Annotated in this window: 16 protein-coding genes; 7 read left to right on the top strand and 9 right to left on the bottom strand. The window is 66.3% G+C overall.

Annotation, left to right across the window (positions count from 1 at the left end; all coding sequences use genetic code 11):
* Positions 1-29: 29 nt before the first annotated feature.
* The 7 genes from BLV92_RS27690 to BLV92_RS27660 form a co-directional block, all read right to left on the bottom strand.
* Positions 30-938 carry an ABC transporter permease subunit gene (locus BLV92_RS27690; RefSeq protein ID WP_090551811.1) on the bottom strand — a complete coding sequence of 303 codons (909 nt, stop codon included), beginning with the start codon at positions 936-938 and terminating at the stop codon, positions 30-32.
* Positions 935-1,903, bottom strand: a complete 969-nt coding sequence (locus BLV92_RS27685; RefSeq protein WP_090551809.1) for an ABC transporter permease subunit — start codon at positions 1,901-1,903, stop codon at positions 935-937. Before BLV92_RS27685 ends, BLV92_RS27690 begins: the two co-directional genes overlap by 4 nt.
* A 10-nt stretch (positions 1,904-1,913) precedes the next feature.
* Positions 1,914-3,047, bottom strand: a complete 1,134-nt coding sequence (locus BLV92_RS27680) for an ABC transporter ATP-binding protein (protein WP_090551807.1) — start codon at positions 3,045-3,047, stop codon at positions 1,914-1,916.
* 250 nt (positions 3,048-3,297) lie between these two features.
* A complete protein-coding gene (locus tag BLV92_RS27675) occupies positions 3,298-4,416 on the bottom strand; it encodes a polyamine ABC transporter substrate-binding protein (RefSeq protein ID WP_090551805.1) in 1,119 nt (372 codons plus the stop codon).
* Positions 4,417-4,495: 79 nt separating this feature from the next.
* Positions 4,496-5,884 carry an aspartate aminotransferase family protein gene (locus tag BLV92_RS27670; protein WP_090551802.1) on the bottom strand — a complete coding sequence of 463 codons (1,389 nt, stop codon included), beginning with the start codon at positions 5,882-5,884 and terminating at the stop codon, positions 4,496-4,498.
* 14 nt (positions 5,885-5,898) lie between these two features.
* Entirely contained in the window at positions 5,899-7,233 is a 1,335-nt protein-coding gene (locus BLV92_RS27665) for a glutamine synthetase family protein (RefSeq protein WP_090548767.1), read from the bottom strand.
* Positions 7,234-7,261: 28 nt separating this feature from the next.
* Complete coding sequence (locus BLV92_RS27660; RefSeq protein ID WP_090551800.1) at positions 7,262-8,032, bottom strand: gamma-glutamyl-gamma-aminobutyrate hydrolase family protein; 771 nt, start codon at positions 8,030-8,032, stop codon at positions 7,262-7,264.
* Positions 8,033-8,935: 903 nt separating this feature from the next.
* Between BLV92_RS27660 and BLV92_RS27650 the strand changes: the two genes are divergently transcribed.
* The 6 genes from BLV92_RS27650 to BLV92_RS27625 all read left to right on the top strand — a co-directional run bounded on the left by BLV92_RS27650 (position 8,936) and on the right by BLV92_RS27625 (position 13,802).
* Complete coding sequence (locus tag BLV92_RS27650; RefSeq protein WP_090553111.1) at positions 8,936-9,493, top strand: cupin domain-containing protein; 558 nt, start codon at positions 8,936-8,938, stop codon at positions 9,491-9,493.
* 79 nt (positions 9,494-9,572) lie between these two features.
* Positions 9,573-11,063 (top strand): aldehyde dehydrogenase, encoded by a 1,491-nt coding sequence (locus tag BLV92_RS27645; protein WP_090551796.1) that lies wholly within the window; start codon positions 9,573-9,575, stop codon positions 11,061-11,063.
* Positions 11,064-11,176: 113 nt separating this feature from the next.
* Positions 11,177-12,139 (top strand): agmatinase, encoded by a 963-nt coding sequence (speB, locus tag BLV92_RS27640; RefSeq protein ID WP_090551794.1) that lies wholly within the window; start codon positions 11,177-11,179, stop codon positions 12,137-12,139.
* A 214-nt stretch (positions 12,140-12,353) separates the two neighbouring features.
* The gene (locus tag BLV92_RS27635) at positions 12,354-12,794 is read left to right on the top strand and encodes a MerR family transcriptional regulator (RefSeq protein WP_090551792.1); all 441 of its coding nucleotides are present in this window, start codon (positions 12,354-12,356) and stop codon (positions 12,792-12,794) included.
* Complete coding sequence (locus BLV92_RS27630) at positions 12,715-13,122, top strand: carboxymuconolactone decarboxylase family protein (RefSeq protein ID WP_090551790.1); 408 nt, start codon at positions 12,715-12,717, stop codon at positions 13,120-13,122. Before BLV92_RS27635 ends, BLV92_RS27630 begins: the two co-directional genes overlap by 80 nt.
* Before the next feature lie 281 nt (positions 13,123-13,403).
* Positions 13,404-13,802, top strand: coding sequence for a hypothetical protein (locus BLV92_RS27625; RefSeq protein ID WP_090730147.1), 399 nt, complete (start codon positions 13,404-13,406; stop codon positions 13,800-13,802).
* A 134-nt stretch (positions 13,803-13,936) separates the two neighbouring features.
* Here BLV92_RS27625 and BLV92_RS27620 read toward each other — a convergent pair whose 3' ends face one another.
* Positions 13,937-14,281, bottom strand: a complete 345-nt coding sequence (locus BLV92_RS27620; RefSeq protein WP_090551785.1) for a helix-turn-helix domain-containing protein — start codon at positions 14,279-14,281, stop codon at positions 13,937-13,939.
* Between the two features lie 178 nt (positions 14,282-14,459).
* Positions 14,460-14,792, bottom strand: a complete 333-nt coding sequence (locus BLV92_RS31865; RefSeq protein ID WP_143040745.1) for a hypothetical protein — start codon at positions 14,790-14,792, stop codon at positions 14,460-14,462.
* Between the two features lie 162 nt (positions 14,793-14,954).
* Here BLV92_RS31865 and BLV92_RS27615 point away from each other — a divergent pair, with 162 nt between their 5' ends.
* Positions 14,955-18,548 carry an EAL domain-containing protein gene (locus tag BLV92_RS27615; RefSeq protein ID WP_166676761.1) on the top strand — a complete coding sequence of 1,198 codons (3,594 nt, stop codon included), beginning with the start codon at positions 14,955-14,957 and terminating at the stop codon, positions 18,546-18,548.
* Positions 18,549-18,620 lie beyond the last annotated feature (72 nt).

Genomic DNA, 18,620 nt, shown 5'->3' with positions numbered 1-18,620 from the left:
GCGAAGACTTCAGCGTGTGGTTCGGCGGCTCACGCCGCGCTGCCGCCGAGCGGCGCGCGCGCGGCGGCCGGTGCGGCGGGGCGCGGCGCATCGGCCGGGTCGGGCTGTGCGAACGCGAGCTGCATGTCGCGGGTGCGTTTGCGTTCGCGGATCACCATCAACTGGTTCACGGCGATGACGCCGATCGTCACCGCGCTGATGAACAGCGTCGCGAGCGCGTTCATTTCCGGGTTCAGGCCGAGCCGCACGCGCGAGAACACGACGAGCGGCAGCGTCGTCGAGCCGGGGCCGGACAGGAACGCGGACAGCACGAGGTCGTCGATGGACAGCGTGAACGACAGCAGCCAGCCGGACAGCAGCGCCTGCGAGATCAGCGGCAGCGTGATGACGAAGAACACCTTCAGCGGCGTCGCCCCGAGATCGAGCGCGGCTTCTTCGAGCGAGCGGTTCAGTTCCTTCACGCGCGACTGCACGATGATCGCGACATACGACACGCACAGCATCACGTGGCCGATCCAGATGGTCATGATCCCGCGGCCCTTCGGCCAGCCGAGCATCTGTTCCAGCGCGACGAACAGCAGCAACAGCGAGATGCCCTGGATCACCTCGGGGATCACGAGCGGCGCGTTGATCATCGCGGTATAGAGCGTGAAGCCCTTGAAGCGGCCCATCCGCGCGAGCACGAAACCCGCCCACGTGCCGATCGCGACCGACGCGAACGCGGTCATCAGGCCGATCTTCAGCGACAGCCACGCGGCCGACAGCAGCTCGCCGTCCTGAGCGAGCGCCGCATACCACTTCAGCGAGAAGCCGGACCATACGGTGACGAGCTTCGACTCGTTGAACGAATAGACGACGAGGCTGATGATCGGGATGTACAGGAACAGGAAGCCGAGCGTCAGCACGCCGCTGGACAGGGTGCGGTTGGGCTTGATCATTTCGTGTCCTCCAGTTCCTTGACCTGGTAGTACTGGAAGACCGCCATCGGCACGAGCAGCAGCACGACCATCGCGACCGTCACCGCGGACGCCATCGGCCAGTCCATGTTGTTGAAGAACTCGTCCCACATCACGCGGCCGATCATCAGCGTGTCCGCGCCGCCGAGCAGTTCGGGGATCACGTATTCGCCGACCGCCGGGATGAACACCAGCAGGCTGCCGGCGATGATCCCGTTCTTCGACAGCGGCAGCGTGATCCGCGTGAACGCGACCCACGGCTTCGCGCCGAGGTCGTAGGCGGCTTCGAGCAGCGTCAGGTCCATCTTCACGAGGTGCGCGTAGAGCGGCATCACCATGAACGGCAGGTACGAATAGACCATCCCGATGTAGACGCCGATGTCGGTGTGATAGAGCCGCAGCGGCGAGTGGATCAGGCCGAGGCCGATCAGCGCGTGGTTCAGCAGGCCGTCGTCCTTCAGGATGCCGATCCACGCGTACACGCGGATCAGGAACGACGTCCAGAACGGCAGCATCACGCCCATCATCAGCAGGTTGCGCGACGCGGGGGCCGAGCGCGCGATGTAGTACGCGATCGGGTAGCCGATCAACAGGCACAGCAGCGTGGACACCGCGGCCATCTTCAGCGAGCTGATGTAGGTCGCGACGTACAGGTCGTCCTGTACGAGGAACAGGTAGTGGCTCAGGTGCAGCGCGAAGTGCAGCACGCCGTCCTCGAACGTGACGAGCGACGTGTACGGCGGGATGCCCATCAGCTGGTCCGCGAAGCTGATCTTGAAGACCAGCACGAACGGCAGCGCGAAGAACAGCGTGAGCCACAGGAACGGAATGCCGATCACCGTGCTGCGGCCGGACGGCACGAAGCGCGAGAACCAGCGCGCGAGCAGCGCGCGCGGTCCGTTGCCGGCGGCGGCCGGCGTGGACGAAGTGGAAGCCGGGGAACTCATCGGATTTTCCTCATTGCGTGAGCACGACGCCGCTCGCGGGCGACCACGACACGTACACGTCGTCGTTCCAGGCGGGCGCGTTGTCGGCCATCAGGTCGGAGCTGGACAGGTTCGACATGACGACCTTGCCGCCCGGCAGGCGCACGTGGAACAGCGAGTAGCTGCCCATGTACGCGACGTCGGTGACGATGCCGCGCGCCCAGTTGTGCGGCGACGCGGGGCGCTCGCGCGTCACGCGCACGCGCTCCGGGCGCACCGAGATGCCGACCGGCATGCCGAGCGGACCGGTGATCCCGTGGCTCACGTACATGCGCGCTTCGAGGTCCGCGCTTTCGACGAAGATGTGGTCGGGCTCGTCCTCGACGACGTGGCCTTCGAACAGGTTCGTCGAGCCGATGAACTCGGCCGAGAAGCGGCTGTTCGGATATTCGTAGACCTGCGACGGCGAGCCGATCTGCACGATGCTGCCTTCGCTCATTACCGCGAGGCGGTTCGCCATCGTCATCGCCTCTTCCTGGTCGTGCGTGACCATCACGCAGGTGACATCAACCTTGTCGATGATGTTGACCAGTTCGAGCTGGGTTTTCTGGCGGATCTTCTTGTCGAGCGCGGACATCGGCTCGTCGAGCAGCAGCAGCTTCGGCCGCTTCACCAGCGAGCGTGCGAGCGCGACGCGCTGCTGCTGGCCGCCGGACAGCTGATGCGGCTTGCGCTTCGCGTAGCGGTCCATCTGCACGAGATGGAGCGCGTCGGCGACGCGCTCGCGGATCTCGTTCTTCGGCGTGCCTTCCTGCTTCAGGCCGAATGCGACGTTCGCCTCGACGCTCATGTGCGGAAACAGCGCGTACGACTGGAACATCATGTTGACGGGGCGGCGATACGGCGGCAGCGCGGCGAGGTCTTCGCCGTCGACGAAGATGCGCCCGGAGGTCGCCGTCTCCAGTCCGGCGAGCATCCGCAGCAGCGTGGACTTGCCGCAGCCGGAGCTGCCGAGCAGCGCGAACAGTTCGTTCTTCGCGACGTTGAGGCTGACGTTGTTGACGGCGACGGATTCGCCGAACTTCTTGACGACGTTTTCGATGCGGACGAACTGGTCCGCGGGCGTGGACTTCGGGGCCGGCTTGGCGGCGGGCGTCGGATTCATGATGTAACCGTTCCTTCCTTGCGACGGCCGTTGCCGGTTCGCGGGCGCGAGCGTCCCCACACGGGGCGCGCAACGCGGCTCGCGGACTTCGGCAGGGCGACCGGAACTCAGGGGAGGCTGCGCGCGGCACGGTTCGCGTTGCTGCGCGCAGCCGGACTTCAGGGCTGCTGTTGCGGGCGGCGAGGGATCGAGCGATCCCTGTTGCCGCGTCGTCTCCTTCAGGACTCCATCGACAGCGGGTGAGTGACGCTCAGTGCCCCGTCTTGAGCTGCGCCCACAGACGGTTTTCGAGGCGCAGGATGTCGGCCGGCATCGGCTTCATCAGCGTCATCTTCTTCAGCACGTCGTCCGGCGGGTAGACGTTCGGATCCTGCGCGACCGACGGCGTTACGTACTGGCGCGCGGCGCGGTTCGCGGTCGGGTAGAACACCTCGTTCGTGATCGCCGAGTTGACCTTCGCGTCCTCGATGTAGTTGATCCACTTCATCGCGGCTTCCGGATGCGGCGCGTCCTTCGGGATGACCATCACGTCGAACCACAGCAGGCCGCCTTCCTTCACGTTCGAGAACTTGATTTCGTACGAGCGCTTCGCCTCGGTCGCGCGGCGGTGCGCGATGCCGACGTCGCCCGACCACGCGACCGCGACGCAGACGTCGTTGTTCACGAGATCGTTGATGTAGCCCGACGAGTTGAACTGCGTGATGTACGGGCGGACTTTCTTCAGCACTTCGAACGCGGCCTGATAGTCGGCCGGGTTCGTGCTGTTCGGGTCCTTGTGCATGTATTGCAGCGTAGCCGCGAACACGTCGACCGCCTGGTCGAGGAACGACACGCCGCAGCCCTTCAGCTTCGACAGGTTCGCCGGGTCGAACACGAGCGCCCAGCTGTCGACCGGCGCGTTCGCGCCGAGCGCCTTCTGCACGGCCTGCTCGTTGTAGCCGATGCCGTCGGTGCCGAACGCCCAGGGTACGCCGTACTGGTTGCCCGGATCGGCGTCCGCGATCATGTGCATCAGCGTCGGGTCGAGGTTCGCGAAGTTCGGGATCTTCGACTTGTCGAGCTTCTGATACACGCCGGCCTGGATCTGCTTGGCCATGTAGTTCGACGTCGGCACCACGATGTCGTAGCCCGAACTGCCCGCGAGCAGCTTCGCCTGCAGCGTGTCGTCGCTGTCGTAGTTGTCGTACTTCACGTGGATGCCCGAATCCTTTTCGAAGTTCGGGATCGTGTCCTTCGCGATGTAGTCGGACCAGTTGTACACGTTCAGCTCGGTATCCGCCGCGCGGGCCGGCTGGCTCGTCGCAGTGAGGCCCGCACAGACGGCCAGTGCGGCGACGGCGACCGCATGACGAAGATGACAAACGCTCATGATGGTTTCCCCAGAAGGTGAAAATCGGCTGGCGGCGCCGCAGCACCCCGTTGTGCGTCGCCGGCCGTGGTCAGTGGTGTTACAAAAGCCCTAGTTTTTTGGCGGTCGAATCAATCGCGCTCTTCGCTTTCGCGACGATCTCGTCGATCTCGGCGCGGGTGACGACGAGCGGCGGCGAAAGCAGCATGCGGTCGCCGGTGGCGCGCATGATGAGGTTGCCGTTGAAGCAGAAGTCGCGGCACAGCGTGCCGACCTCGCCGCCGTTTTCGAAGCGTTTCCGCGCCTTCGGATCAGCCGCGAGCTGAATTCCCGCGACCAGCCCCGCGCCCGCGATCTCGCCCACGACCGGATGGCCTTCGAACGTCTCGCGCAGCACCTGCTGGAAGTACGGCCCGGTATCCGCCTTCACCTTTTCGACGATCCCGCCGTCGCGCAGCAGCGTCAGGTTCGCGACCGCCACCGCCGCCGCCACCGGATGCCCCGAGTACGTGAGGCCATGATTGAACTCGCCGTGCGCGATGATCGCGTCCGCGATCCGGTCGTGCAGCGCCACCGCCCCCATCGGCACGTAACCGCTCGTGAGCCCCTTCGCGAGCGTCATCAGGTCCGGCTCGAAACCGAAATGCTGGTGCGCGAACCACTCGCCGGTGCGCCCGAACCCGCCGATCACCTCGTCGGCCACCAGCAGCACGTCGTATTTGCGACAGATCCGCTGGATCTCCGGCCAGTACGTCGACGGCGGGAAGATCACCCCGCCCGCGCCCTGGAACGGCTCGCCGATGAACGCCGCGACGTTCTCCGCGCCCAGTTCGAGGATCTTCGCTTCGAGCTGCCGCGCCCGCTCCAGCCCGAACGCCTCCGGCGTCACGCCCTCGTCCGCCTCGCCGAAGTAATACGGCTGGTCGATATGCACGACGTGCTCGACCTTCGACGGCATCTGCTCGTGCATGTAGCCCATCCCGCCGAGCGTGGCGCCCGCGATCGTCGAGCCGTGATACGCGTTCTTCCGCGAGATCACGTACTTCTTCGAGGCCTTGCCCTGGGTGAGCCAGTACTGGTGCACGATGCGCAGCACCGTGTCGTTGCCCTCCGAACCGCTGTTGCAGTAGAAGAAGCGGTTGAACCCCGCCGGCGTGACCTGCGCGAGCAGCGCCGAGAGTTCGATCACCGGCGGATGGGTGGTCTTGAAGAACGTGTTGTAGTACGGCAGTTCCAGCATCTGCGCATAGGCCGCCCCGGCCAGTTCGCGCCGGCCGTAGCCGACGTTCACGCACCACAGCCCGGCCATGCCGTCGATGATGCGCTGGCCCTCCGAGTCCCACAGATAGACCCCGTCGGCCTTCACGATCACGCGGCTGCCGTCGCGGTTGAGCGCGCCCATGTCCGAGAACGGGTGGATGTGATGCGCGGCGTCGAGCGCGCGGTAGCCGGCGGTGGTGCGCGGCGTCGTTTGGGTACGGTCGTTCATGTCCGGTCTCCGGTTCAGACGTGCAGCAGCAGGTGACGGCGTTCCCACGAGCTGATGACCCGGAAAAACGCCTCGTATTCGGTTTCCTTGAGCGCCAGGTACGCGCGCACGAACTTCTCGCCGAGGATGTCCTTGAGCGGCTCGCACGAGCCCATCAGCGTGAGCCCCTCCTCCAGGTTGCGCGGCAGCTGGTACGGCAGCGCGTAGCCGTCGCTCGACAGCGGCTCGGAGGGCTTCAGGTGCTGCGTCATGCCGAGATAACCGGCCGCGAGCGTGGCGGCCATCGCCAGATACGGATTGCAGTCGACGCCCGGGATGCGGTTCTCGACGCGGCGCGCGGCCGGCGACGAGTGCGGCACGCGGAAACCCACCGTGCGGTTGTCGTAGCCCCACGCGACGTTGATCGGCGCGGCCATGAAGCGCGACAGGCGGCGGTACGAGTTGATGTACGGCGCGAAGATGGGCATCAGCGCCGGGGTGTACTTCTGCAGCCCGGCGATGTAGCCGTGAAAGAGGTCGGTCGCCTGGCCGTCCGCGCCGGTGAACAGGTTCTGGCCGGTTTCGGCGCTCACCAGGCTCTGGTGCACGTGCATCGCGGAGCCGGGCTCGTTCTCCATCGGCTTGGCCATGAAGGTCGCGTACATGTGGTGGCGCAGCGCCGCCTCGCGCACCGTGCGCTTGAAGAGGAACACGCGGTCGGCGAGGTTGAGCGGATCGCCGTGCAGGAAGTTGATCTCCATCTGGGCGGCGCCGACCTCGTGGATCAGCGTGTCGACTTCGAGCCCCTGGATGTCGCAGTACTCGTAGATGTCCTCGAACAGCGGGTCGAACTCGTTGACCGCCTCGATGGAATAGGCCTGGCGGCCGGTCTCCGGGCGGCCGGTGCGGCCGATGGGCGGCGCGAGCGGCAGGTCCGGGTCCTTGTTCATGTCGACCAGGTAGAACTCCAGTTCCGGGGCGACCACCGGTTTCCAGCCGCGGGCCTCGTAGAGTTCGAGCACGCGGCGCAGCACGCGGCGCGGGGAGATCTCGACCGGGGTGCCGTCGAAGTGCACGCAGTCGTGGATGACCTGGGCGGTGGGATCGACCGCCCACGGGATGATGCGGATGGTGGAGGAGTCGGGCACGCAGACCATGTCGGGGTCGGTGACGCCGGTGAGGCTGCCGTCGTCGGGATAGTCGCCGGTGACGGTCTGGATCATGACGGCCTGGGGCAGGCGCATGGATTCGCCGGACTCGAACTTGCTGCGCGGGATGATCTTGCCGCGGGCGATGCCGGCCATGTCGGGGATGATGGCCTCGATCTCGGTGATGTGATGCTTGCGGAGGAATTCGTCGATGTCGTGCATGTCGGTTCTCGGGAGTTCGGGGGGCGCGTCAGGCATGCGCATGCAGGCGCTGCGCGAGGCGCGCGCGGCAGGCGTCGCCGAAGGCGCGGAAGATCGCGGTGGAGAGGGCGTCGCGTGCGTGCTGCCATTCGGGGTGCCACTGCACGCCGAGCGCGAACGCGGGCGAGCCGGCGACGCTGACCGCTTCGATCAGGCCATCGGGCGCAACGGCTTCGGCGACGAGGCCGGCACCGAGGCGGTCGATGCCCTGGCCGTGCAGCGAGTTGACGCGGGCGTCGGCTGCGCCGCCCGCCAGCCGTTGCAGCAGGCCGCCGGACACGAGCGAGACCGGATGCGAAGGCGCGTACTGGAGGTCGAGCGGATCGGCCTTGTTCTCGCGGTGATCGGCGAGGCCGTCGACGGCGTGGACCTGCTGGTGGAGCGTGCCGCCGAAGGCGACGTTCATTTCCTGGAAGCCGCGGCAGATGGCGAGCACGGGGATGCCGGCGTCGATGGCGGCGCGCAGCAGCGGGAGGGTGGTGGCGTCGCGGTGAGGGTCGTGCAGGGTGCCGGGCTCGCCCGGTGCGCTGCCGTAGCGGTGCGGTTCGACGTTCGAATAGCTGCCGGTGAAGAGCAGGCCGTCGACGGCGGCGAGCACGTTCGCGACGGGCTGGCGCTCGCCGAGCGCGGGCAGCACGAAGGCGAGCGCGTGGGCGCCGTCGGTGACGGCGGCGAGGTACTTCTCGCCGGCAACGTGCGACGCATGCGCGCCGATCACGGTGCGGTCGGCCGTGACGCCGACCAGCGGGGTGGTTTGCATGGTTGATCTTCCCTTCTTGTCCCGCGGGTCCGCATCGACAACCGCATCGATGCAAAGTCCACGGGCGTGACATGACCTTGCAACCCTGCTGGACGCAAGGCCGCAATCTGGATGCGCTGCGCGGATCGTCGCTGATGACTTAAGCGGGGATCGCGCGGCGCGCGGCGATCATGTGAGCGGTCGGCTTCGTGCCGGCGTGCATGGCGATACGGTCAGACGCAGATGCGATCAGACGCACGTCGCCACGCGGCCTGCGCAGTTGCGCGAGGCAGCACCGGTGAAGCACCGCACAGGAAGGAAAGGCGCTACGGCAGCAGCGACGCGACTTCGTCGGTATGAACCGCGATGAACGCGCGTGCGGACACAGCGTTATGACGCCGGACGGACCGGCGCGACAGGATGGTGAAGACGGACAACAAGTACAGGCGAGGAGCAAGCCTGCCGCTATCGCCGTCGGTGACGGCGATGCGGTCATTGCGGATACGTCCCGCATGACTGCGATCCCATCTGACCAGAGGGCCACGGACTCTCACGATTACACTCGACTGGTTGACGTTGAATTTGTGGTCGATCGATGCTTCGTTGCGGCCGGCACGCTGCACCGCAGCGCACAGGTTGTACCTGCATCGACCTGTGGACCAGCATATACGAGTCAAAAAGGCCGTCAATTATTTTTTTAAGTTTGTGTCCTCGGTACGTTCCCTGGCAGCAACGCCGCAGCGGAAGAACAGGAAAAGTCCCCTGAATGAAGCATCATTTCGAATCGCTTACGCCGTTTTTTTTCGACACCGAAAATGGAAGTGGTTAGAATATTCAACACAACGGGCGCGCTTTCCTGCGTGCCGCTCTTGTCCTGAGTCAGCCTTAGTCACCGCATTCGGGTTTGCCACGATGTCCGCCGAGATGTCCACTGAAGTCGCCAACCGGCTGCGCTACGTCCGCAAGAAAAACGGGCTTTCGCAGCGCGAGCTGGCCAAGCGCGCCGGCGTGACCAACGGCACGATCTCGCTCATCGAGCAGGGCCGCGTGAGTCCGTCGGTCGGCTCGCTGAAGAAGCTGCTCGAATGTATTCCGATGAGCCTCGCGGAATTCTTCACGTTCGACCTCGGCGAGAACAACGCGATGGTGTCGCGGCGCGGCGAGATGCCGAACCTCGGCAACGCGGCGATCGAGTTCTATCTCGCCGGGGCGAACCGGAACATGAAAGACCGCAACATGTGCATCATGCGCGAGGTCTATCAGCCGCTCGCGGACACCGGTCCCGAGATGCTGTCGCATGCGGGGCATGAAGGCGGCTTCGTCGTCGCGGGCCAGCTCGAACTGACCGTCGACGGCACCACGTGGCTGCTCGACCCCGGCGACAGCTACTATTTCGAAAGCCGCTTCCCGCACCGGTTTCGCAATCCCAGCGCGGACCTCGTCTGCGAGGTCGTATCGGCGAATTCGCCGCCGACCTTCTGACGACGCGCCAACCCGGTCCGAACGCGTGGCCGCGTTTACGGCTCCGCGTTCCAGACGCAACACACATTGAGGCATCCTGATGGAACAGAAAACGTTGTCGTACTGGCAGGGCAAAGCCGCGTCGCTCGTCATCGAAGGGCGCGCGTTCATCGACGGCGCGTATCGCGACGCGCATTCGGGGCGCACGTTCGACTGCGTGAGCCCGATCGACGGCCGCACGATCGCGAAAGTGGCGGACTGTGGCGCCGAAGACGTCGATCATGCCGTCGCGGTCGCGCGGCGCGCGTTCGACGAACAGGCGTGGGCCGGGCTGAATCCGCGCAAACGCAAGGCGATCCTGCTGCGCTGGGCCGTACTGTTGCGCGCGCATCTGGATGAGATCGCGCTGCTCGAAACGCTCGATGCAGGCAAGCCGATCGGCGACACGACGACCGTCGACGTGCCGGGCGCGGCCTATTGCGTCGAATGGTTTGCCGAAGCGATCGACAAGGTCGGCGGCGAGGTGGTGCCGGCCGATCATCATCTGGTCGGCCTCGTCACGCGCGAGCCGATCGGCGTGGTCGCGGCGGTCGTGCCGTGGAATTTCCCGATCCTGATGGCGTCGTGGAAATTCGCGCCCGCGCTCGCGGCGGGCAACAGCGTCGTGCTGAAGCCTTCGGAGAAGTCGCCGTTGAGCGCGATCCGCATCGCGCAGCTCGCGCACGAAGCGGGCATTCCGTCCGGCGTGTTCAACGTGCTGCCCGGCGGCGGCGAACCGGGCAAGCTGCTCGCGCTGCACAGCGACGTCGATTGCCTCGCGTTCACCGGTTCGACCGCGGTCGGCAAGCAGATCATGCAATACGCGGGACAGTCCAACCTGAAACGCGTCTGGCTCGAACTCGGCGGCAAGTCGCCGAACATCGTGTTGCCGGATTGCCCGGACCTCGATCGTGCCGCAAAGGCCGCGGCCAGCGCGATCTTCTACAACATGGGCGAGATGTGCACGGCGGGTTCGCGTCTGCTCGTGCATCGCGACATCAAGGACGCCTTCCTGGAAAAGCTCACCGACGCCGCGCGTTCGTACAAGCCGGGCAATCCGCTGGACCCGGACGTGTCGATGGGCGCGATCGTGGACAAGGTGCAACTGGACCGCGTGCTCGGCTACATCGATGCGGGCCGCAAGGAAGCGAAACTGCTGCTCGGCGGCAGCCGCCTCAACGAGGCGAGCGGCGGTTATTACATCGAGCCGACCGTGTTCGAGACCGCGCGCGACGCGCGGATCGCACGCGAGGAAATCTTCGGGCCGGTGCTGTCGGTGATCGTGTTCGATTCGGTCGACGACGCGGTGCGGATTGCGAACGACAGCGAATACGGTCTTGCCGCTGCCGTGTGGACGTCGAACCTGACGAGCGCGCATGAAATCTCGCGCCGCCTGCGCGCGGGCACCGTGTGGGTGAACTGCTACGACGAAGGCGGCGACATGAACTTCCCGTTCGGCGGCTACAAACAATCGGGCAACGGCCGTGACAAGTCGTTGCACGCGCTGGAGAAGTACACCGAGCTGAAGTCCACGCTCGTGCGGCTGCGCTAAAGGATTCGCAAGCCAGCGCGGCGGCGCGCGCGTCACATGGCGCGCCGTCGCGTTCCCAATGAATCCGGCTGTCGCGTCACGTTCGTGGCGCGGTTTTTATGACAGGTCATTCGATGACTGCCAACCTCTATGGCGACGGCGCGATCCGTCGTCCCTCCCTGTACGGATCCTCGATCGAAAACACCTATTCCGGCGTGCTGTCGTTCATGCGACGGCGCTATACGCGTGAACTCGAAGGCGTCGACGTCGTCGTGTCCGGCGTGCCGCTCGATCTCGCGACGACGTTCCGCTCCGGCGCGCGGCTCGGGCCGGCGGCCGTGCGCGCGGCGAGCGTGCAACTCGCGGAACTCTATCCGTATCCGTGGGGCTTCAATCCGTTCGACGCGCTCGCGGTCACCGATTATGGGGACTGCTGGTTCGACGCGCACAATCCGCTGACGATCAAGCCAGCGATCATCGAGCACGCGCGCACGATCCTGCAATCGGACGCGAAAATGCTGACGTTCGGCGGCGACCACTACATCACGTATCCGCTGCTGATCGCGCACGCACAGAAGTACGGCAAGCCGTTGTCGCTGATCCACTTCGACGCGCATTGCGACACGTGGGCCGACGATGCGCCGGACAGCCTGAATCACGGCACGATGTTCTACAAGGCGGTGAAGGACGGGCTGATCGATCCGGCGACGTCGGTGCAGGTCGGCATCCGCACGTGGAACGACGACTTTCTCGGCATCAACGTGCTCGACGCCGCGTGGGTGCACGAGCATGGTCCGCGCGCGGCGCGCGAGCGGATCGAGCAGATCGTCGGCGACCGGCCCACGTATCTGACGTTCGACATCGACTGCCTCGACCCGGCATTCGCGCCGGGCACCGGCACGCCGGTCGCGGGCGGGCTGTCGTCCGCGCAGGCGCTCGCGATCGTGCGCGGCCTCGCGGGGGTGAACCTGATCGGCGCGGACGTCGTCGAGGTCGCGCCCGCGTACGACCAGAGCGAAATCACCGCGATCGCGGCCGCGCATATCGCGTGCGATCTGCTGTGCCTGTGGCGGCAGCGGAAGGTCGGCGCGGTTTGACCGCGCCGCGGCGCGCAAACGGGGTGGCGTACCCGCGTACCCGCTTGCGCGCCGCGATGGGCGTGGCGGCGCATGAAGGGTTTCATGCCGCCGCGCGTGAACGCGTGAACGCCAGCAAGCGACGTCCCGCTATTTCCCCCGTGCTGTAAAAACCCCTTGACTTCGAGCGCGCTCGAAGTCCCACGATTCCGACTGTCGTTGCGAGGAGGCGCTCATGAAGATCGGCGACGTGGCGGAACGCACGGGTCTGACCGTTCATACGCTGCGCTATTACGAAAGGATCGGCCTGATTCCGTTCGCGGCGAGGGACGAGGCCGGGCAGCGCGTGTACGACAGCGCGATTTTTCCGTGGCTCGATTTTCTCGGCCGCCTGAAGCAGACCGGCATGCCGATCCAGCAGATGCTGCGTTACGCGCAACTGCGCGCGGCCGGCCCGGACACCGGGCCGGAACGCGGCATGCTGCTGGCCGCGCATCGCGAGACCGTGCGCGCGCGGATCGCCGAACTGCACGAGTGCCTGCTCGCCCTCGACGCCAAGATCGAAAGTTATGCGAACGCTTCACGAGGAATCGGGAATGACACACACACAGGCTCAACACGGCGGCGCAGCGGAAAGCCGGCTCGAACGGGGCAGGCGGATCCTGTCGGAGATTGACGGCCACGCGGGCGAGCGGGTGGTCGACGCGCTCGCGGACATCGCGCCGGATTTCGCGCGTTATCTGCTCGAATTTCCGTTCGGCGACATCTACGCGCGGCCGGGGCTCGACGTGCGCGCGCGGGAGATCGCGACGATCGCCGCGCTGACGGCGCTCGGCAACGCCGGGCCGCAACTGAAGGTGCATATCGCCGCGGGGCTGAACGTCGGGCTCGACCGTCGCGAGATCGTCGAGACGATCATCCAGATGGCGGTTTATGCGGGATTTCCCGCGGCGCTGAACGGGCTGTTCGCCGCGAAGGACGTGTTCGCGCAAGAGCCGGCGTGACGCGGCGGGCGCTTCGCGCGCCATCGTGACCGGCACATTTCGCCGCGCCGATTACGGGGTAACCGGGCCTCAAGAAATTTCCGGGACCGCCGTTATCGAGAATATGTCCGGTTGAACCACGGGCATGTTCGGGTGTGCTGGCAGCAGTCCGCTGGCGCATGGATGACGTACACAAGACTAATGTTGCTGTACTTCCCCGTTGGAGTCCCGGGTGTTCCCGTCAAGGCACCCGGGATCATTTTCCCCGACACTTCCGCGCGATGCGGCGGCCGCGGGCAGCGATGAAACGGCTGCTCTGCGTACTTGCGCTCGCCGCGCAACTGGCCGCGTGCTCGCAGCCGACGCCCGACAGCCTGGTCGGCGCATGGGCCGGGCAAGACGACGGCCGTCCCTATCCGTTCCTGAAGATCGAAAAGCGCCACGGCCACTACGTGCTGTACACGAACGTGGACGGACGGTGGCGTCGCGAGAGCGACTACGTGGAGATCGCGTCCCGGGCCGATCTCGAACGGCTGGTCCATCACCCGGTGACCTGCGACGTGACCGGCCTCAAGACGAGCGTGGTCATCGTGTTCGACGTGCGCCCCGGGCGTCCGGACGCCGGTTTTTCGACCCGCAGCGGTTATTTCGCGTCGACGTGGTTCGGCGCGGTGGAACTGGTCAGGCTCGCGCCGGCATAGAATCGCCGGCGGCCTCGTCGATGATTATCGGCAGGCGTCCCGTTATTCCGGAGCCGTTCGGTGTATTGGTTTTCTGTTAACCTCAGTTTTTCCTTTTTTTACCCGGCGTATTTACGGCCGGCGCATACCGGATTTCAATGCGCCATTCCGTGCGCGAGCTGCTTCATTACGCTCATCAGCAGTTCGCGTTTCTCGGTCGGCAAGCCGCCGAGCAGCACGACGATGTTTCGTGCCTGGTCCTGTTCGCGATTCGATGCTTCAGTCAGTAATTCCTCGATTCCGCAGTTCAATATCTCCGCGAGTTCCGCGAGCCGCACAACCGACGGCATCGCGACGCCCGTCTCCAGTCGCGACACCGCCTCCCGGCTGATGCCGAGTTTCTCCGCCACTTTTTCCTGTGACAGCCTCGCCGCAACGCGGCGCATTGCGATGGCCCGGCCCACCGCCCGTACGAGGGCGGCTTTCTGTCGATCGTCCATATGTGACCCCAAACGCACAGTCGTCATGTTCGACGCCACCCCGTAGGACTTACATGAACTGGCACGTTACGGTGTGATGTGTTAAGTTACATTCATGCTCGACAAGCGCGACGATCTTCCGTCGTGTTGCCATGCTCGCCAACGTTTTCGCCACCCCGCGCCGTCTCCGGCGCGCCCGTTACGGGCGCGGCCGGACAGGCGGCGCGGTTCTCCGTTCGTCCGCGCGCCGTCCCGGCGCAAATTTTCCGCCTCTTCCGGGGGCCAGTCCCACCCGATCGTGCAACGAGAACGTTTGCGCGGGAAGGGCCGGCAAAAAAAGAAAGCCGGCGGGGGGCGGGAGAAATGAAAACGGTTTCGGCGAAAACCGTTCGCTGACAATAAGCCTGCACGCGAAGAAAATCGACGACTGGCGCACGGCGGAGCGGATGCGCAAACGGTTTTTCAAAAATAAATCCGGCGCAGCACGAATCGAAAAGCCGGCGGCCCGATAAACCGTTGCGGCCGAAATCATTTAGAGTCCACCGTCGGTGATAGCGCTTTAAATAAAAGGCGGTGTATGCTGCCTGTGTTTTCGCTGGAATTCGACTTTCCGATTTATTTTGCGGGACGCCGGTTTTGCCGACCCGGGCGGCCGTCTCCCGAAGAAGCCGCATTGCGCCAGTCAAGCCGAACTATGAGAACGGATCTGCCCGTCACCCAGCGCGAATTCCCGATTCCCGACGATCTGACGACGATGTCCATCACGGACACCGACAGTCGCATCGTGTACATCAACAAGGTGTTCGCGGAGATCAGCGGCTACTCGCACGACGAACTGGTCGGGCAGATGCACAACGTGGTGCGCCATCCGGACATGCCGGCCGAAATCTTCGCGGACATGTGGGGCACGCTGCGCGGCGGGCATCTGTGGAGCGGCATCATCAAGAACCGCCGCAAGGACGGCGACCACTACTGGGTGCGCGTGATCGCGACGCCGATCACGCGCGGCGGCAAGCTGGTCGGCTACATGTCGGTCCGCACCAAGCCCGCGCCGGAGGAGATCGCGGCGGCGGACCGGTTCTACCAGCGCATCCGCGAGGGCACGGTGCGCGACCTCGCGTTCGACCGCGGCGTGATCGTCCGCACCGGGTTGTTCGGCTGGACGTCGCTGTTCAAGCGGTTGTCGGTGCGCGGCAGCGTGCGGATCGCGTCGGCCGGCGCGGCCGCGGTGCCGCTGTGCGGCGCGGTCGCGGCGGGCGTCGGCGGCCTGCCGCTCGCGGTCGTCGCGACCGGCATCGGCCTCGGCGCGGTGCTCGGCTCGCTGGTGCTGGAAACGCGCATCGCGCGGCCGCTCGCGCGCCTGCTCGCGCAGGCGCAGACCGTCGCGAGCGGCCAGGCGGGCCGCGACATCAATCTCGACCGCGTCGACGAGATCGGCATGCTGAAGCGCGCGATCAACCAGTCCGGCCTGAATCTGCTCGCGCTGCTCGGCGACGTGACGACGCTCGAACAGACGACCGGGCTGCTCGAATCGGTCGCGTCCGACGGCCATCGCGTCGTGCCGGCCGGGCAGTTCGCGCAGTCGGCGACGCACGCGGCGCTGCACGGCACCGAACTGGCCGATACGGAAATCGGCCGCATCGTGCAGGCGATCAAGCGGATGGAGCACGATCTGAAGGTCGAGAAGCTGACCGGCGTGCACAACCGCACGTTCCTCGCCGAGCATTTCCGCGTGCTGCAGCAGAAGGTGCTCGCGCTGCCCGCGCGCGAGCGGCCCGTGCATGCGCTCGTGTTCATCGACCTCGACCGCTTCAAGTTCATCAACGACGTGCTCGGCCACGACGCCGGCGACGAGGTGCTGGTCAGCATCGGCGCGCGGCTCAGGTCGACGGTCCGGATGACGGACGTGGTCGCGCGCTACGGCGGCGACGAGTTCTGCGTGCTGCTCGACAACGTCGGCGTCGCGAGCAACGTGAGCGTCGTCGCGGAAAAGATCCGGCTCGCGCTGGAGCAGCCGATCGAGCTGGCGGAGGGGCCGGTGCAGGTCGGCGCGTCGATCGGCTGGGCGGTGTTCCCGGACGACGGCGACGACCTCGACATGCTCGTGAAGCGCGCGGACCTGCGGATGCTCGAAGTGAAGCGCAGCCGCAAGGCCGAACTGCGGCTCGACGCGATCGGCTCGCCGAAGGACGAGCCGGAACTGTACGGCCCCGCGTGGACCGCCGCGCTGTCCGCGATGACGGTCGCATTGCAGCCGTACCTCGGCAGCGTCGTCGACGTGTTCTTCGAGCGGCTGATCCAGCTGGCCGGCTCGGAGTCGGTGATCGCCACCTTGTCCGAGCCGGAGCGGCAGCATCTGCGGACCCAGGTGGTCCAGCATCTGCTGGTGCTCACGTCGCCGGACCTGACCGCCGAGCGGCATCACGCGGCCGCGCTGCGGGTCGGCCGCATCCATTCGATCGTCGGCGTCGGGCGCGAGGACCTGGTGTACAGCCAGAGCATGCTGCACGCGGCGGTGCGCCGCTATCTGAACGAGTCGGTGCACGCGAAGGCGTTTTCGGTGATGACGCGCCGGCTGATCCAGGAACTGGCGTGGCAGGCGCAGGCGTACCAGCAGATGCAGACCGCGCGCCACAACGTGCTGATGGCGCTGACCGAGCTGGTGTGGACCGCGAAGAACTACACCGACCTCATCAACCGGATCACCGGCACGCTCGCCGCGCACGACGAAATCGCCGGCTGCGCGTTTGGCCGGCCGAACGGCCGCGGCGTGATCCGTTTCGAGTCGATCTCCGGCAAGAAGGCGCTGACCGACGCGCTCGCGCATCTGGAGCGGTCGGACGACGCGCCGGTGGTCGGCGACGACCGCAGCCAGGGGCACGGGCCGACCGGGCGCGCATGGCGCAGCGGCAACGTCGAATACTGCATGAACTTCGCGACCGATCCGCAGATGCGCCAGTGGGAAAGCACCGCGCTGTGGGGCAACTTCCGCTCGATGGCGGCGATCCCGCTCGGGCAGCCGGGCGGCGCGCCGACCGCGATCCTGACGCTGTACAGCGCGTTTCCGGGCGGTTATGCGTCGGTCGAGCAGCGCGCGTTCATCGAGCAGGTGCAGAGCAAGCTGGTGTTCGCGCTGTCGCGGATCGAGAGCCTCGAAGGCCGGCTGCGGACCGTGCCGTTCGCGACCCGGCAGCGCTGGGCGGAGCTGCTGCGCTCCGACGCGCTGGAGATGCACTACCAGCCCGCCCTCGATCTCGCGACCGGCACCGTGCAGAAGGTCGAGGCGCTCGCGCGGCTGCGGGACGGCGAGCGGCTGCTGCTGCCGGGCGTGTTTTTTCCGGCGCTGTCCACCGAGGATTTTTTCGTGCTGTACACGCGCGGGCTCGCGCAGGCGCTGCCGCAGATGAACCGCTGGCTGCGCGACGACGGCGTCGATGTCGGCGTCGCGCTGAACCTGCCGCTGCATGCGCTCGGCGACGCCCGTTATTTCGAGGCGACGCAGCACGCGTTGCAGGAATACGGCTGCCCGGCGCGCCGGCTGACGCTGGAGATCCTCGAAACGGAGGAGGCGCCGGGCGGCGTGGACGTCGCCGGCGAACTGGCGAAGTTCAAGGCGCTCGGCGTGGAACTGGCGGAGGACGATCTCGGGTCCGGGCACAGCAGCCTGCGCCGGCTGCGCGAACTGCCGTTCGACCACGTGAAGATCGACCGGAAGGTCGTATCGCTCGCGGGACAGGATGCGTCCGACGTGCTGCGGCTCATCTATCAGTTGACGCGGCTCGGGCATTCGCTCGGCAAGCGGGTCGTCGTCGAGGGTGTCGAGGACGACGCGCTGCTCGACGCGGTCACGGTGCTCGGCGTCGATGCGGTGCAGGGTTACGCGATCGCGCGGCCGATGCCCGCGCAGCAGCTTGTCCCGTGGCTGCGCGAGCGCCACGCGGCCGGTGCGCCGGCCGGCGGCGCGCAGCAGCAGCCCGGCACGCTCGCGAATCTCGCGCGCCTGCTGCTGTGGGAGGAGCGGCTTCACCTGCTGTTCGGCGACCGCTACGCGTACCGGAAGCCGGCGCCGGTGTCGGTGGCCGATCTCGCGGGGGACTCGGCGTTGCGCGACTTCGCGTTCGACCACTTGCTGCGCGAACTCGAAGCGACGTTTCCGCTCGCGGCCGGCGACCGTGGCGTGCATCGTTCGCTCGTCACGGCCGCGGTCAGCCATGGGCCGGGCAGCGACGAATACGGACGGCTGCGCGGGCAACTGGTGCAGGCGGTGTCCGGCGCGGATGTCGCGTGACGGTCTGGTTCGGGTGAATGGCCTGGCCGCGCGTCAGCCGGCGTGCCGAATGGGCTGGATGCGGTGCAGCAG

Origin of the sequence: Paraburkholderia caballeronis, from assembly GCF_900104845.1 — a bacterium.
Taxonomy (GTDB): domain Bacteria; phylum Pseudomonadota; class Gammaproteobacteria; order Burkholderiales; family Burkholderiaceae; genus Paraburkholderia; species Paraburkholderia caballeronis.
This window is presented reverse-complemented; position numbering and strand designations above follow the sequence as displayed.

Excerpts from the sequence above, each read along its gene's own strand:
- BLV92_RS27690 (WP_090551811.1), bottom strand. The coding sequence starts at position 938 with ATGATCAAGCCCAACCGCACCCTGTCCAGCGGCGTGCTGACGCTCGGC.
- BLV92_RS27685 (WP_090551809.1), bottom strand. The coding sequence starts at position 1,903 with ATGAGTTCCCCGGCTTCCACTTCGTCCACGCCGGCCGCCGCCGGCAAC.
- BLV92_RS27680 (WP_090551807.1), bottom strand. The coding sequence starts at position 3,047 with ATGAATCCGACGCCCGCCGCCAAGCCGGCCCCGAAGTCCACGCCCGCG.
- BLV92_RS27675 (WP_090551805.1), bottom strand. The coding sequence starts at position 4,416 with ATGAGCGTTTGTCATCTTCGTCATGCGGTCGCCGTCGCCGCACTGGCC.
- BLV92_RS27670 (WP_090551802.1), bottom strand. The coding sequence starts at position 5,884 with ATGAACGACCGTACCCAAACGACGCCGCGCACCACCGCCGGCTACCGC.
- BLV92_RS27665 (WP_090548767.1), bottom strand. The coding sequence starts at position 7,233 with ATGCACGACATCGACGAATTCCTCCGCAAGCATCACATCACCGAGATC.
- BLV92_RS27660 (WP_090551800.1), bottom strand. The coding sequence starts at position 8,032 with ATGCAAACCACCCCGCTGGTCGGCGTCACGGCCGACCGCACCGTGATC.
- BLV92_RS27650 (WP_090553111.1), top strand. The coding sequence starts at position 8,936 with ATGTCCACTGAAGTCGCCAACCGGCTGCGCTACGTCCGCAAGAAAAAC.
- BLV92_RS27645 (WP_090551796.1), top strand. The coding sequence starts at position 9,573 with ATGGAACAGAAAACGTTGTCGTACTGGCAGGGCAAAGCCGCGTCGCTC.
- speB (WP_090551794.1), top strand. The coding sequence starts at position 11,177 with ATGACTGCCAACCTCTATGGCGACGGCGCGATCCGTCGTCCCTCCCTG.
- BLV92_RS27635 (WP_090551792.1), top strand. The coding sequence starts at position 12,354 with ATGAAGATCGGCGACGTGGCGGAACGCACGGGTCTGACCGTTCATACG.
- BLV92_RS27630 (WP_090551790.1), top strand. The coding sequence starts at position 12,715 with ATGACACACACACAGGCTCAACACGGCGGCGCAGCGGAAAGCCGGCTC.
- BLV92_RS27625 (WP_090730147.1), top strand. The coding sequence starts at position 13,404 with ATGAAACGGCTGCTCTGCGTACTTGCGCTCGCCGCGCAACTGGCCGCG.
- BLV92_RS27620 (WP_090551785.1), bottom strand. The coding sequence starts at position 14,281 with ATGGACGATCGACAGAAAGCCGCCCTCGTACGGGCGGTGGGCCGGGCC.
- BLV92_RS31865 (WP_143040745.1), bottom strand. The coding sequence starts at position 14,792 with ATGATTTCGGCCGCAACGGTTTATCGGGCCGCCGGCTTTTCGATTCGT.
- BLV92_RS27615 (WP_166676761.1), top strand. The coding sequence starts at position 14,955 with ATGAGAACGGATCTGCCCGTCACCCAGCGCGAATTCCCGATTCCCGAC.